The organism is Sphaerisporangium corydalis (genome assembly GCF_025506355.1).
GTDB classification, from domain to species: domain Bacteria; phylum Actinomycetota; class Actinomycetes; order Streptosporangiales; family Streptosporangiaceae; genus Sphaerisporangium; species Sphaerisporangium corydalis.
On the sequence record NZ_JANZYP010000112.1, the window covers coordinates 1 to 13,783 of the forward strand.

At 72.5% G+C, this 13,783-nt stretch carries 13 protein-coding genes; 8 read left to right on the forward strand and 5 right to left on the reverse strand.

Annotated features, from left to right (window positions below):
- Positions 1–178: 178 nt before the first annotated feature.
- Positions 179–1,942, forward strand: a complete 1,764-nt coding sequence (locus tag NYZ98_RS40240; RefSeq protein ID WP_262850636.1) for a cell division protein PerM — start codon at positions 179–181, stop codon at positions 1,940–1,942.
- A 93-nt stretch (positions 1,943–2,035) separates the two neighbouring features.
- On the opposite strand, the gene NYZ98_RS40245 is transcribed toward NYZ98_RS40240, so the two are convergent.
- Complete coding sequence (locus NYZ98_RS40245; protein WP_262850639.1) at positions 2,036–3,259, reverse strand: MFS transporter; 1,224 nt, start codon at positions 3,257–3,259, stop codon at positions 2,036–2,038.
- 58 nt (positions 3,260–3,317) lie between these two features.
- Between NYZ98_RS40245 and NYZ98_RS40250 the strand changes: the two genes are divergently transcribed.
- The gene (locus tag NYZ98_RS40250; protein WP_262850641.1) at positions 3,318–4,289 is read left to right on the forward strand and encodes an ArsR/SmtB family transcription factor; all 972 of its coding nucleotides are present in this window, start codon (positions 3,318–3,320) and stop codon (positions 4,287–4,289) included.
- Between the two features lie 39 nt (positions 4,290–4,328).
- Here the strand turns inward: NYZ98_RS40250 and NYZ98_RS40255 are convergent, their stop codons facing one another.
- Together NYZ98_RS40255 and NYZ98_RS40260 are read right to left on the reverse strand one after the other, a co-directional pair.
- A complete protein-coding gene (locus NYZ98_RS40255) occupies positions 4,329–4,625 on the reverse strand; it encodes a UBP-type zinc finger domain-containing protein (protein ID WP_262850644.1) in 297 nt (98 codons plus the stop codon).
- Positions 4,626–4,661: 36 nt separating this feature from the next.
- Positions 4,662–5,069 carry a hypothetical protein gene (locus NYZ98_RS40260; RefSeq protein WP_262850646.1) on the reverse strand — a complete coding sequence of 136 codons (408 nt, stop codon included), beginning with the start codon at positions 5,067–5,069 and terminating at the stop codon, positions 4,662–4,664.
- 82 nt (positions 5,070–5,151) lie between these two features.
- On the opposite strand from NYZ98_RS40260, the gene purN reads away from it, so the two are divergent.
- The 3 genes from purN (at position 5,152) to NYZ98_RS40275 (ending at position 8,342) form a co-directional block, all read left to right on the forward strand.
- A complete protein-coding gene (purN, locus tag NYZ98_RS40265; protein ID WP_262850662.1) occupies positions 5,152–5,790 on the forward strand; it encodes a phosphoribosylglycinamide formyltransferase in 639 nt (212 codons plus the stop codon).
- A 73-nt stretch (positions 5,791–5,863) separates the two neighbouring features.
- Positions 5,864–7,411: a bifunctional phosphoribosylaminoimidazolecarboxamide formyltransferase/IMP cyclohydrolase gene (gene purH, locus NYZ98_RS40270; RefSeq protein WP_262850648.1), complete on the forward strand. Its 1,548-nt coding sequence runs from the start codon at positions 5,864–5,866 to the stop codon at positions 7,409–7,411.
- Between the two features lie 202 nt (positions 7,412–7,613).
- Complete coding sequence (locus NYZ98_RS40275; protein ID WP_262850650.1) at positions 7,614–8,342, forward strand: DUF899 domain-containing protein; 729 nt, start codon at positions 7,614–7,616, stop codon at positions 8,340–8,342.
- Positions 8,343–8,400: 58 nt separating this feature from the next.
- Here the strand turns inward: NYZ98_RS40275 and NYZ98_RS40280 are convergent, their stop codons facing one another.
- Together NYZ98_RS40280 and NYZ98_RS40285 are read right to left on the reverse strand one after the other, a co-directional pair.
- Complete coding sequence (locus NYZ98_RS40280) at positions 8,401–9,081, reverse strand: response regulator (protein ID WP_262850652.1); 681 nt, start codon at positions 9,079–9,081, stop codon at positions 8,401–8,403.
- Positions 9,078–10,682, reverse strand: a complete 1,605-nt coding sequence (locus NYZ98_RS40285; RefSeq protein WP_262850654.1) for a sensor histidine kinase — start codon at positions 10,680–10,682, stop codon at positions 9,078–9,080. The genes NYZ98_RS40280 and NYZ98_RS40285 overlap by 4 nt, the downstream gene beginning before the upstream one ends.
- Positions 10,683–10,896: 214 nt before the next feature.
- Between NYZ98_RS40285 and NYZ98_RS40290 the strand changes: the two genes are divergently transcribed.
- The 3 genes from NYZ98_RS40290 (at position 10,897) to NYZ98_RS40300 (ending at position 13,770) form a co-directional block, all read left to right on the forward strand.
- Positions 10,897–11,751, forward strand: a complete 855-nt coding sequence (locus tag NYZ98_RS40290; protein ID WP_262850656.1) for an ABC transporter ATP-binding protein — start codon at positions 10,897–10,899, stop codon at positions 11,749–11,751.
- A gap of 86 nt (positions 11,752–11,837) precedes the next feature.
- Positions 11,838–12,704, forward strand: a complete 867-nt coding sequence (locus NYZ98_RS40295; protein ID WP_262850658.1) for an ABC transporter permease — start codon at positions 11,838–11,840, stop codon at positions 12,702–12,704.
- A 16-nt stretch (positions 12,705–12,720) separates the two neighbouring features.
- Positions 12,721–13,770 (forward strand): ABC transporter substrate-binding protein, encoded by a 1,050-nt coding sequence (locus tag NYZ98_RS40300; protein WP_262850660.1) that lies wholly within the window; start codon positions 12,721–12,723, stop codon positions 13,768–13,770.
- Positions 13,771–13,783 lie beyond the last annotated feature (13 nt).

Consider the following 13,783-nt stretch of genomic DNA (forward strand, 5'->3'; position numbering starts at 1 on the left):
GGGGCGGGGTGGGTCCCTGGGACTCTGGGGCGTGGCGTGGGCGGGGTGGTTTCACGGGTTCAGGGTGGGTGGAAGGGGAGGGCGAGGGGGGATATGAGCTAGGCGGGGGGACAAAGGGGGCGACACGCGGGGCACGGTAGGCACGTGCGGGGCGTGGATGCTGAGAACATCGACTACTGTGACGGCCCTTCTCGACCAGCTCCGGGCGGCCCCCCGCACCGTCCTGCGCCGCATCCCCCTCCCGGGGGGCGGGGGCGACGACGACGAGGCCCGCCGTCCGCTGCCCGTCGCCGGGATGATCGCCGCCGCCTGGACCCTCGGCGTCGGCCTGGCCGTCCTCACCACGCTCACCCTGATCGGGTGGATCGCGGCGCCGCGCGGCGCGTTCGGCCAGGGGATCCCCGGCGTGTTCCGTGCCGCCTGCCAGGTGTGGCTGGCCGCCCACCACGCCGGTTTCGCGATCCCGGGCGGGCGGGTCGGCCTGCTGCCCCTCGGGTTGATGGTGCTGCCCGCCGCCCTGCTGTACCGCGCCGCGATCTGGATGGCACAGGACGCCGACCTGCGGCTGCGGCTGCCCGCGCGGCTGCCCAAGGGGAGCCCGAAGGACCTGGCCAACGCCCGCCGCCGCGCGCAGCTCGTGCTGATCGCCCAGGCGGGCATCTCCCTGGCCGCGCCGTACGCCCTGCTCGCCGGGGTCATCGCACTGGTCGCCCGGAACAACGTGACCCAGCCGTTCATCGGCGAAGCGCTGGTCAGCCACCTCGTGCTGGCGTTCGTCGCCGGGTCGCTGGCGACCGCGCGGACCATCGGCCCCTGGCGCTCGATGCTCCGCCTGCTCCCCGAGCGGGCGAGGTCGGTCGTCGTCGGCACCGCCGTCGCGCTCACGACGATGCTCGCCGCGGGGCTCGTGCTCGTGCTCACGGCCGGTGTCATGAACTTCGGGCGCATCCAGCGGCTGTCCGAGCTGCTGGCCCCCGGGTTCATCGGCGGCCTGCTCCTGTTGCTCGTGGAGTCGCTCTACCTGTTCAACTTCGTCATCTGGGGCGTCGCCTACATCAGCGGCCCCGGGTTCGCGCTCGGCGCCGGCACGCTCGTCGCGCCCACCGGCGTCCAGCTCGGCGCCGTCCCGGCCCTGCCGGTCCTCGGCGCCCTGCCCCAGCCGGGGGTCACCTCCCCGTGGCTCATGGGGGTGCTGGCGATCCCGTTCCTCGCGGGGGCGATCGCGGGCGTGGTCGTGGCCCGCATCGCGCCCACCCCCCACTTCGAGTCGGCGCCGCTGTGGGGGTTCGTCTGCGGGATCACCACCGGCCTGGCGGCGGGGCTGCTCGCCGCGCTCGCGGGCGGCCCGCTGGGCGGTGCGCGCCTGTCGGCGGTCGGCCCCTCGGCCTGGGAGGTCGCGCTGTCGGTCGCCCTGGAGGCGGGGGTCGCGGCCGGCATCTCGGCGGGCCTGGCCAACTGGTGGCTGATGTTCCACGGGGCCGCCGTGCCCGCCGTGGCGAGCGTTCCCGTGCGCAAGGCGGGGGACGCGATCGTCAAGGTGGCGAGCAAGGTCAAGCTGGCCGTGCCGCCGATCGCCCGCGAGCCGTCCGGCCACTGGATGGAGGCCACCGAGGCTGACACCCGGCCCATCCCGGTGATCCGGGCCGACTGGGCCGACGAGCACGCCTCGGCCGCCGCCGAGGCCGCCGAGCCGGGCGCGGCCAAGGGCCGTCCGGGCAAGGGGCCCGCCACGGGCAGGGGCCTCGCCGGGAAGGGCCTGGCGGACAAGGACAAGAGCAAGGACAAGGGCCGGCCGGGGACGCGGCCCGCCGCCGGGAAGGGCCGCGCGGATCCCAAGCGCGAGGAACCCCGCCCGCCGCGCCGCGACATCGTCGACGAGTCCGACGACCGGGGCGGCCACATCATCTACGTCGACCCGTACGCCTGGGACCGCGACCCCTGATCGCCGGACCGTTGGGATCGCGACCCCTGTGTGTCGATCCGTACGCCTGGGACCGTGACCCCTGATCGCCGGGCGTCTTCCAGCCGGTGAGTTCTACGCGCTGGACCGTGCCTGGTCGTCGAGGTCCCCGTGCGGAACCCTCAGCACAGGTTCCTGGGCGGGCCGGGGGCGCAGGCCGGGGGCCAGGGACAGGGTGACCGCGATGGAGGCCACCGCGATCACGGTCATCGCGGTCGCCGCCGAGGTCTGCTGCGCGACAGCGCCGGCGACGGCCGCGCCCACGCCCTGCATGACCATCATCCCGGAGGAGTGCAGGCCGAGGGCCTGCCCGTGCGCGTCCTCAGGGGTCAGGGCGATCAACCGCTCCTGCAGCAGCAGGCTGGCCGCGTACCCGACCGAGGCGACCGTGACGGCGGCCACCGCGAGGACCGGCCCGGGGTGCAGGAAGAAGATCAGGTACGGCGCCGCGAGCAGCAGGCGCAGCAGGGGGCCGAGCCGGTCCCGCCACCGGCGCGGCAGGAACCGCCCGGCCAGCGTGTCGCCGATGAGCATCCCGAACGCCGCGAAGGCGAACAGCAGCCCCGCGTGCCGGGGGGCGAAGGGGACGAACAGCGACTCGCAGCCCACGATGAGCCCGTTGGGCACCCACAGGGCCAGGTAGATCGACCGGCGGGCCGGGTCCGACCACAGCCGGGCGTTGGTCCGCCAGGTCTCCGCCGCCGACGGCCTCCCGGCGGCGCGCGGCGGGCGGCGGCGGAGGCCGGCCAGGGCCACCACGGCGGCGCCCAGGCCGAGCGCGGCGCCGGTGAGCAGGGCCCCGCGCGGCGACAACGCGGTCACCAGCACGCCGCCCACCGCGAACCCGCAGATCTGCATGGCGCCGACCGTCATGTTGAGCACCGACCGGCCGAGCAGGTAGCCGCCCTTGGGCAGGATCTCGTTGAGCAGCCCGTACCGCACCCCGCCGCCCACCGACGCGACCAGCCCCAGGGCCAGCAGGATCGTGAAGATCGTCCACATGGGCAGGCCGGGGATCGCCACGGCGGCGGTGCCGAGGGCGAAGGCCAGGGAGAGCCCGGTCATCGCGGCACGCGGCGGCAGCCGGTCGGACGCCGACAGCAGCAGGGTCGCCCCCACCACCTGGGCCAGGGAAGGCCCGAACATGCTGAGGGCCGACAGCAGCGGGGAGCCGGTGGCCGCGTACACCAGTGTCCCGAGGGCCAGCCCGCTCACCGTCGAGGCGGCGACCTGCACCGAGCAGGTCACGAAGAGCGGGGTGAACTCCGGCGTCCGGAACAGCTCCCGATATGTGCGCATGGACGGAGTGTCACGGGCACCCGGGTGGAGGCGTTACTGTTTCGCACGGGGGCGAAACATGGGGTGGTGGCAGGTCAACGCGGACACGCTGGCGGGGAGCCGGTTCGTCGTCTCGCCGCTGGCCGAGGCCACCGCCAGCCTGATCGCGCTGGAGAAGGGCACGGCCGCGCACCCCGGGGAGCGCGCGTGGCTCGGCGCCCACCTGCCCGCGTACCGCGAACGGCTGGCCGCCGACCCGGTCACGGCGCTGCTGGTCCGTGCCGGGCTGAACCGGTGCTGGATCGCCGACTTCCTCACGCCCACGCCCTTCGGCGGCGAGGAGCCGGCGTTCCACGAGGAACTGGCCCGGGTCCGCGTCACCCCGCAGGAGACGGCCCGCGCGAACCTAGTGGTGGCGCTCGGCGGCCCGCTTCCCGCCGCACTGCAGCGGTCCGACCTGGCCGATCGCGCCGCCGACCTGCTGGAATGGGTCTGGACGCAGGCCGTGTCGCCGTACTGGCGGCAGCGGCGGCGGCTCATCGAGGCCGACGTCGTCGCGCGCACCCGCGAGCTGAGCCTGGGCGGCTGGGCCGCCGCGCTCTCCACCATGCGCCCGGAGATGCGCTGGCTCGGGGACGGGCGGCTGCAGATCAACGGCCACGACAACCCGCCGCGCGAGATCTCCGGCGCGAAGCTGCTGTTCGTGCCGGTCACCCCCCGGCAGGGGTGGGTCTCGTGGGAGGAGTCGCGCAGGTACGCCGTGATCTACCCCTGTTCGGCCCCGCTGGCCGAGCCCGGCGGGGTGCCGGTGCCCGAGGCCCTGGCCCGGCTGCTCGGCCCGGGGCGGGCGCGGGTGCTCCTCCTGCTGGACGCCCCGAAGAGCACGACGCAGCTCGTGGCGCTGACCGGGCAGGGGCTCGGGTCGGTGGGCCGCCACCTCCGGGTCCTGCTGGACGCCCGCCTGGTCCTGCGCCGGCGCGCCGGGCGGACGGTGCTGTACAGCAGGCTGGGCGCCGGGGACGCCCTGGTGCGGGCCCAGACACCGGAGTGACCCGAAGGCGCGGGCCCTGACCGTCAGTGGGCGATGACCTCAGAGGTGGGAGCGGGCGCCCTCGCCGCTGGGGGACGGCTCGAACAGGACCTCGTCCTTGTAGCACCACGCCCAGTCCTCGCCCGGCTCGAAGGACTCGGCGATCGGGTGGCCGATCGCGGCGAAGTGGTGGCTGGCGTGCTGGTTCGGGGAGGAGTCGCAGCAGCCGACGTGCCCGCAGGTCAGGCAGGTCCGCAGGTGGACCCAGCGCGACCCGCTGGCCAGGCACTCCTCGCAGCCCGCCGGGTTGCCCGGCTGGACGTCGACGATGGATTCGAGATGGGTGCAGACGTTCACAAATTCTCCTCGGGCTTCGTCGGCGTGCGCCAGGGGTCAGGGTGCGAAGGGAAGCCGCAGGCTGCCCTTCGGGATGAACGGGAGCCTACGCTCCATGGCCTGCTCCAGCCGGGTGACACACGCCTGCTGGGAGGTCCCGGTGCCGGCGCCCTTCATGCACTCGCCATAGGCGTTGAACTCGTTGCTGAAGTACATCTGGAACCACGTGACCAGCGCCGCCGTGAAGATCGAGACGATCGAGATCAGGAAACCGATGATCGGCATGATGATGCTCTGACGTTCACGGGCCTTGGTCCGCCACGCGCGGACGCAGACGACGATCGCGAAGACGCCCAGGGCGAGGCCCATCACCGGCACCATGAACGTCAGGGCCAGCGCGCCGATCGAGAGCAGCAGCGCCCGGCGCCCGGCCTCGACCCCTGGAGCCGCCGTCGGTGGTAGCACCTGACCTCCTCTGCGTCGCGGAGCGGGCGGGCCGATACGCTGACTGCCGTACCCGTCAACGTCGCCCCGAAGGAGTACAGCCCTGTCGGCTCGGCTCGTGGTCCTCGTCTCCGGTTCGGGGACCAACCTACAGGCCCTCATGGACGCCGCCGCCGCCGATGCGTACGGCGCGGTGGTCGTCGCGGTCGGCGCGGACCGCGACGGCATCGAGGGACTGGCACGCGCGCGGCGGGCGGGCGTCCCGACGTTCGTCGCCAAGGTGTCCGGCCACCCCACCCGGGCGGCCTGGGACGGTGCGCTGCGCGCGGAGATCGCCGCGCACCGGCCCGACCTCGTCGTCTCCGCGGGCTTCATGAAGATCCTCGGCCCCGAGGTGCTCGGCGCGTTCCCCGTGGTCAACACCCATCCCGCCCTGCTTCCGTCGTTCCCCGGCGCGCACGCCGTCGCCGAGGCCCTCGCGTACGGCGTGCGGGTGACCGGCTGCACGGTGCATCTCGTGGACGCGGGCGTGGACACCGGCCCCGTCATCGCCCAGGAGGCCGTGACGGTGCACGATGGGGACGACGAGGACACGCTGCACGAGCGCATCAAGTCCGTGGAGCGCCGCCTGCTCGTCGAGGTCGTGGGCCGCATGGCCCGGGAGGGCTGGACCGTCACCGGACGGCACGCCCGCCTCGGCCGTCCCGGCCGTCCGGAGGACCAGGACGCCCCGGGCCGTTGAGTTTCTCTGAGCCAGTCACAACCTCCGGGCCGCCAGGAAATATGGACGGTCCGGAAACAGGGAGGAGCACGAAGTGACCCGCATCGCCATCCGGCGCGCGCTGATCACGGTTTACGACAAGTCCGGGCTGGAGGAGCTCGCCCGGGCTCTGGACGCCGTGGGCGTCGAGATCGTGTCCACAGGGGGCACCGCGTCCAAGATCGCTTCGTTCGGCGTTCCGGTGACCCCGGTCGAGTCGCTGACCGGCTTCCCCGAGTGCCTCGGCGGCCGGGTCAAGACCCTGCACCCGAGGGTGCACGCCGGGCTCCTCGCCGACGGCTCCAACCCCTCCCACGTCCGTCAGCTCGAAGAGCTGGAGATCGAGCCGTTCGAGCTGGTCGTGGTCAACCTGTACCCCTTCCAGGAGACGGTGGCCTCCGGGGCGTCGGCGCCCGAGTGCGTGGAGCAGATCGACATCGGCGGGCCGGCGATGATCCGGGCCGCGGCCAAGAACCACGGCACCGTCTCGGTGGTCGTCGACCCGCGCGGGTACGGCGACGTGCTGCAGGCCATCGAGGAGGGCGGCTTCACCGAAAAGCAACGCCGCCGCCTCGCCGCCCAGGCGTACGCGCACACCGCGGCGTACGACACGGCGGTGGCCTCGTGGTTCGCCAGCGTGTACGCGCCCGACGAGGAGAGCGCCTGGCCGGGCTTCATGGGCGCGTCCTGGCAGCGCCGCGCCGTCCTGCGGTACGGGGAGAACCCGCACCAGGGAGCGGCGCTCTACACCGGCGGCGAGGACGGCCTGGCGAGCGCCGAGCAGCTCCACGGCCGGGAGATGTCCTACAACAACTACGTAGACGCGGACGCCGCCTGGCGGACCGCCTGGGACTTCGCCGAGCCGGCCGTCGCGATCATCAAGCACGCCAACCCGTGCGGCGTCGCGATCGGCGCCGACGTGGCCGAGGCGCACCGCAAGGCGCACGCCTGCGACCCGCTGTCGGCGTACGGCGGGGTGATCGCGGTGAACGGCGAGGTGACCGAGGAACTGGCCGAGCAGATCGCGCCGATCTTCACCGAGGTCGTCGTGGCCCCCGCGTTCACCCCCGGGGCGCTGGAGGTGCTCACCAAGAAGAAGAACCTCCGGCTGCTGCGCTGCGCCGCCGGGCCGTCCAACGCCGCCGAGTTCCGCCGCGTCGATGGTGGCCTGCTCGTGCAGACCGTGGACCGGGTGGACGCCCCCGGTGACGACCCGGCCGCCTGGGAGCTCAAGACCGGCACCGCCGTCTCGCCTGAGGTGCTCGCCGACCTGGCGTTCGCGTGGAAGTCCTGCCGCTCGGTGAAGTCGAACGCGATCCTGCTGGCCTCCGGCGGCGCCACGGTCGGCGTCGGCATGGGCCAGGTCAACCGGGTCGACTCCGCCCGCCTCGCCGTCGCGCGCGCCGGGGACCGGGCCGAGGGCTCGGTCGCGGCGTCCGACGCGTTCTTCCCCTTCGCCGACGGGCTGGAGGTCCTCGTCGAGGCCGGGGTCAAAGCGGTCGTCGAGCCCGGCGGGTCGGTACGGGACGAGGCTGTCATCGAGGCCGCCGAGAAGGCGGGCATCGCCCTGTACTTCACCGGCACCCGCCACTTCTTCCACTGATCGCGCCCGGGCGCCGCGCCCCCGTCCTCGACCGGGGCGCGGCGTTCGTGACACCGTGGAAAGGGCTCGCAGGGACGCCGTGGAAAAAGGGCTCGCAGGGACGCGACCGGCTGGGACCGGCGGCCTAACGTAGAGGTCGAGGCGGGGCGGGGGCCCCGCCGGGCCAATCGGTGCCGTCCGGTTCACGTCCAAAGGAGAACCCGTGGAATTACCATCGGTCGTGTCGCGCGAGGAATGGCTGGAGGCTCGCCGGGCGCTGCTCGCGCGGGAGAAGGAGGCCACCCGGGCCAGGGACGCCGTCACCGCCGGCCGTCGCGCGCTGCCCATGGTCGAGATCGACAAGGACTACGTCTTCGAGGGCCCGGACGGCAAGGCGCATCTCGCCGACCTGTTCGACGGGCGGCGCCAGCTCATCGTCTACCACTTCATGTGGCTGCACGACATCGGCCAGGGGTGCACGAGCTGCTCGTTCCTCGTCGACAACATCGGCGACCTGAGCCACCTGCACGGGTGTGACACCTCGCTGGCGCTGGTCTCGCGGGCGCCGCTGGGCGACATCGAGGGGTTCCGGCACCGGATGGGCTGGACCGTGCCGTGGTACTCCTCCGAGGGCACCGACTTCAACTACGACTTCCACGTCACCAACGACGAGACCGTGGCGCCCGTCGAGTACAACTACATGGACAAGGCGACCCTGGAGGCGAAGGGGCTGAACTTCTTCACCGAGGGCGACGCGCACGGGGTCAGCGTGTTCCTGCGCGAGGGCGACCGGGTCTTCCACACCTACTCGACGTACGGCCGTGGCCCTGACCTGCTGCTGACCACGTACAACTACCTCGACCTGACACCGCTGGGCCGGCAGAGGTACGTGAACGAGTTCCCCCACCACGACACCTACGACGCTCCGGCCGCCTGCCCCCACCACCACTGACCCTCCGCGCCACCCGCCCGTGCGCCCATTCGAGGAACGGGCGGGTGGCGTGGTCTCGCTAGCGTGCGGCGGGCGGGGCGGCGGGCCAGCGGTACAGGTGTTCGGGGCGGCCGGTGGTGCCGTAGCGCAGGCCCACGGTGATGCGCCCGTCGGCCGCCAGGTCGGACAGGTAGCGCTGCGCGGTCGCGCGCGACAGGCCGAGGCGGGCCGCGACGTCGGTGGCGGTGACCGGCCCGCCCGCCGTGCGCACGGCGTCGATGACCAGGCGGGCCGTCTGGCTGGAGCGCCCCTTGCGTACGGCGGCGTCGACGTGGTCCCCCTCGTGGAGCACCCGGACCGCGCGATCGATCTCCGCCTGGTCCAGGCTGTGGTCACCCCCGAGATGCCCGCGGAACCGGGCGTACGCGCGCAGCCGCTCGGCCAGGTCCGCCTCGGAGAACGGCTTGACCAGGTAGTTCACGACGCCCCGGCGAAGCGCCTCCCGTACGACCACCCGCTCGGCCGCGGCCGTCAGCATGATCACGTCACAGCCGAGGCGCGGGGCGATGGAGGTACCCGAGGCGTCGGGCAGGTACTGGTCGAGGAGCGCGAGGTGCGGGCTGAGGCGCCCGGCCAGCTCCACGGCCTCGGCGGCGGTACGGGCCACGCCGGCGACCTCGAACCCCGCCAGCCGCCCGACGTACCGCGCGTGCAGGTCCGCCACCCGGAAGTCGTCGTCGACGACCAGCACCCGGATCACGGGGGGACCACCGCGCCGGGCAGCCGCGTCACGAACACGGCGCCGCAGTCGGCCCCCGAGGCGCGGGTGAGGGACAGCTCGCCGCTGTGGCGGCGGGTCAGCCGCCGGGCGAGCGCGAGGCCGACGCCGTGCGGCCGGGCGTCGTCGGCGGCGGTGGTGAAGTCCTGGTCGAACAGCCGGTCCACGTCGCCCGGCGACACGCCGTCGCCGCTGTCGACCACCACCATGTGCAGAATGTCGGCCTCGGCGAGCAGCGACACCTCCACCCACGCCGGGCGCCGCGCCCCGGTCTGGGCGGCGGCCGTGGCGTTGTCGACCAGGTTCCCGAGGATCGTCACGACGTCCAGCGGGGCCCTGAGCTGGGCGGGAACGAACGAGTCGGCGCTCAGCCGCAGGTCGACCCCGCACTCGGACGCGACGGCCGTCTTGGCCGCGAGCAGCCCTCGGATGTACGGGTCGCGCAGCCGCCCGCCGTCGCCGTACTCGGTCGCGAGCGGGTCGTCGGCGAGTTCCCGCAGGTAGGCGATGGCCTCCTCGCGGTGGCCCAGGCTGAGCAGGCCGGACAGGGTGTGCAGGCGGTTGGTGTACTCGTGGGCCTGCGCCCGCAGCGCGTCCGACAGCGCGCGCACGACGTCCAGCTCCCGGGCCATGGCGTCCAGGTCAGTACGGTCCCGCAGCGTCAGGACGTGCCCGAGGTCGTGGTCGCTGCGGCGCACCGGCGCGGCCGTGACGACCAGCATGCGGTCCTCGGTGGCGACGAGCACCCCGCGTGCGCTGGTCCGGTCGGCCAGCAGCGTGCTCAGGCCGGGCGGCAGGCCCGCGCCGGCGATCGAGGACCCCTGCGCGGGACGGCCGCCGATGAGGCGGGCGGCGGCGTCGTTGCAGATGGTGACCCGTCCGGCGGGGTCCACGGCCAGCACGCCTTCGTCGATGCCGTGCAGCACGGCCTCGCGCTCGCGCAGCAGGTCGGCGAGGTCGGTCGGCTCCAGGCCGAGGGTCTGCCGCTTGAGGCGGCGGGCCAGCCCGGCGGCGGCGGCCACGCCGAGGACCAGCGCGAGGCCGGTGAACCCGGCGGCGGGGCGCATCAGGTCGCCGATGCGGCGCGACACCTCGCCGGCCGCGATGCCGACGCTCACCTGCCCGACGACCCGGCCCGTGCCGGTGGTCAGCGGCACCTTGCCCCGGGCCGAGTACCCGAGGGTGCCGCGTTCGAAGGTCACGATCTCCCGGCCGCTGAGGGCCTCAGGGTCGGTGCTGACCCGCTGCCCGATGCGGGTCGCGTCGGGGTGGGAGTAGCGGATGCCGTGGTCGTCGGCCACCACGACGAAGAGCACGCCCGTGCGGCGGCGGGCCGCCTCGGCGCGTTCCTGCACGGGCCCGGACCGGTCGTGCGCCGTGACCCCGCGGATGATCTGGTCGTCGGCGGCCACCGCGCGCGCGATGGCGAGCGCGCGCTGCTCGTACTGCTTCTCCAGCTCCGCGTGCAGCAGGTAGGCCACCAGGGCGAAGCCGATTCCCATGATCAGCAGAAGCACGGCGACCTGGACGAGCAGGGCCTGCGTGGCGAACCTCGGGCGACGCCTGTTCCCGGGCCAGGACATGGCAGCACGATACCCCCGCGCACCGGGCGTGACCTCGTGAGCAGAACGCGCAGAACGCGAACTACGCGCATTGCTCGTACAACCGGCACAAGCCTGGTGAGCCAGGTCACCGGGGCCTACGGTCCGGGGAACGTTTCCCGTCCCCTACTGACTACCAGACCGATGTTTCCGAGCCGTGTCACATCTGTGCGAATCCGGAAGGAGTTCGAGCGTCATGACGAGCCCCGGCCCATCAGCGGAGGCCGGCACCGCCCCCGCGAACCCGTCCAACCCGGCCATCGAGCTGCGCGGCGTCACCAAGCGCTTCCCGTCCAGGGACGGCGGCGATTACACCGCCGCCCGCGACATGACCCTGACCGTGCGGCAGGGCGAGTTCGTGAGCGTCGTCGGGCCCACGGGCTGCGGCAAGTCCACGAGCCTGTCGATGATCTCCGGCCTGGCGCCCGCCAGCGGGGGCGAGGTGATCGTCCAGGGCGTGCCCGTCACCGGGATCCCCGACGGGCTGGGCTACATGTTCCAGCAGGACGCCGTGCTCCCGTGGCGCTCGGTCCTCGACAACGTCGCGGCCGGTCCGCGCTACCGGGGCACGGGCAAGAAGGAGGCGCGCGAGCTGGCCGGCGAGTGGGTGCTCAAGGTCGGTCTGGGTGGTTTCGAGCGGTACTACCCTCACCAGCTCTCCGGCGGCATGCGCAAGCGCGTCGCCCTGGCCCAGACGCTGATCAACGAGCCGTCGATCCTGCTCATGGACGAGCCGTTCAGCGCCCTCGACGTGCAGACGCGCGAGCACATGCAGGACCTGCTGCTCGACCTGTGGTCCGGTACGGGGGCCGCCGTGGTGTTCGTCACCCACGACCTGACCGAGGCGATCGCCCTGGCCGACACCGTCGTCGTGATGACCGCGGCCCCCGCCACCAGCAAGAACGTCATCACCGTGAACCTCGAACGCCCACGCCGCGTCGAGGAGATCCGCCTCACTGAGTCGTTCCTCGCCGTGTATCGCGAGGTTTGGGAGTCGCTGCGCCAAGAGGTCGAGATCACCCGCGCCCGAGGAGCCGGAAATGTCGCCTAATCCGGGGTCGTTCCTCGCCGTCTGCCGCGAGACCGGGGAGCCGTTGCGCCAAGAGGTCGAGATCACCCGTGCCCGAGGAGCCGGAAATGTCGCCTGACGTCGAGACCACCGCCCCCGCCCCCACCCCCGCCGCCGTCCCGGTCCGGGGCCCCGTACGCCGCCGGCGCCGGGCTCCCAAGATCACCGCGGCGCGGCTGCTGCTGATCGCGCTATGGCTCGGGAGCTGGGAGCTGTCGGCCAGCACCTTCCTGGACCCCTTCTACTACTCCAAGCCCACCGACATCGGCGGCCGGATCGTCGACTGGTTCACCTCCGGCACGGCCTTCGGGTCGATCTGGGAGCAGATGGCCGTCACCCTGGAGGAGGCGGTCGCCGGGTTCGTCATCGGCTCGCTGGCCGGGGTCGTCCTGGGCGTCCTGCTCGGCCGGGGCCGCTTCCTCGCCGAGGTCTGCGCGCCGTTCATCAAGGCGGCGAACGCGATCCCGCGCATCGTGCTCGCGTCGCTGTTCGTCATCTGGTTCGGCCTCGGCATGTCGTCCAAGGTCGCCACCGCCGTCGTCCTGGTCTTCTTCGCCGTGTTCTTCAACGCCTTCCAGGGCGCACGCGAGGTGGACAAGACCCTGATCGACAACGCGCGCGTCCTCGGCGCGGGCCCCCGCCAGATCCTCACCACGATCGTCCTGCCGAGCGCCACCTCGTGGATTCTCGCCAGCCTGCACGTCGCCTTCGGGTTCGCGCTCATCGGCGCCATCGTCGGCGAGTACACCGGCGCCGACAAGGGCCTCGGCCTGCTCATCAACCACGCCCAGGGCACCTTCGACGCGGCCGGGATCTACGCCGGAATGATCATCATCACGGTCATGGCGCTGCTCGCCGAATGGCTGCTCACCCTCCTCGAACGCCGGCTCCTGTCCTGGCGCCCGCCGTCCGTCGCCACCGAAGTACAGATCTGATCGGAGTCACCGCGCCATGAAAGCCACGTCCCGACTTGTCGTCACCGCCGTCGCCGGTCTCGCGGTCGCCGTCGCCGCCACCGGCTGCCGCGACTCCCGCACGGCCGAGACCTCCGAGAACGGCACCCCCCAGGTCAAGATCATGATCGGCGGCATCGACAAGGTGATCTACCTGCCGCCCAAGCTCACCGAGCAGCTCGGCTACTTCAAGCAGGAGGGCGTCGACGTCCAGCTCCTGACCGAACCGTCGGGGGCGCAGGCCGAGAACGTCCTGATCAGCGGCGACGTCCAGGGCGTCGTCGGCTTCTACGACCACACGATCGACCTGCAGACCAAGGGCAAGTGCATCCAGAGCGTCGTGCAGTTCGCCGACGTGCCCGGTGAGGTCGAAGTGGTCTCGACCGCCCAGGCGGACAAGATCAAGACCCCGAAGGACTTCAAGGGCAAACGGCTCGGCATCACCAGCCCGGGTTCCTCGACCGACTTCCTCACGCAGGCGCTCGCCGTGAAGAGCGGCGTGGCCACCGAGGACATCACCCGGGTGAAAGCGGGCGCGGGCGCGACGTTCATCGCCGCCATGGAGAACGGCGGCATCGACGCGGGCATGACCACCGACCCCACCGCCGCCCAGCTCACCTCGACGGGCAAGGGCAAGATCATCATCGACATGCGCACGGAGGAGGGGACCAGGGCGGCCCTCGGCGGGCTGTACCCCGCCAGCTCGCTGTACATGGACTGCGCCTGGGTGCAGAACAACAAGCAGACCGTGCAGAAACTCGCCAACGCCTTCGTGAAGACGCTGAAGTACATCAACGACCACTCGGCGGAGGACATCGCCGCGAAGATGCCCAAGGAGTACGCAGGCGGCAACCCCGCCCTCTACGCCAAGTCGATCAACGACACCAAGAGCATCTTCCGCCCCGACGGCCTGATGGACGAGGAAGGCGCCAAGAACGTCCTCGAGGTCCTCAGCTCCTTCTCCCCGAACGTCAAGGGCAAGAAAGACACCATCGACCTCTCCAAGACCTACACCACAGAATTCACCAAAGCCGCCAACCCCAACTAACCCACCCCCGCCG

What these genes read in the sequence shown, in the direction of transcription:
- NYZ98_RS40300 (WP_262850660.1), top strand. Translation starts at nt 12,721, where the DNA reads ATGAAAGCCACGTCCCGACTTGTCGTCACCGCCGTCGCCGGTCTCGCG.
- NYZ98_RS40245 (WP_262850639.1), bottom strand. Translation starts at nt 3,259, where the DNA reads ATGCGCACATATCGGGAGCTGTTCCGGACGCCGGAGTTCACCCCGCTC.
- NYZ98_RS40285 (WP_262850654.1), bottom strand. Translation starts at nt 10,682, where the DNA reads ATGTCCTGGCCCGGGAACAGGCGTCGCCCGAGGTTCGCCACGCAGGCC.
- NYZ98_RS40250 (WP_262850641.1), top strand. Translation starts at nt 3,318, where the DNA reads ATGGGGTGGTGGCAGGTCAACGCGGACACGCTGGCGGGGAGCCGGTTC.
- NYZ98_RS40290 (WP_262850656.1), top strand. Translation starts at nt 10,897, where the DNA reads ATGACGAGCCCCGGCCCATCAGCGGAGGCCGGCACCGCCCCCGCGAAC.
- NYZ98_RS40295 (WP_262850658.1), top strand. Translation starts at nt 11,838, where the DNA reads ATGTCGCCTGACGTCGAGACCACCGCCCCCGCCCCCACCCCCGCCGCC.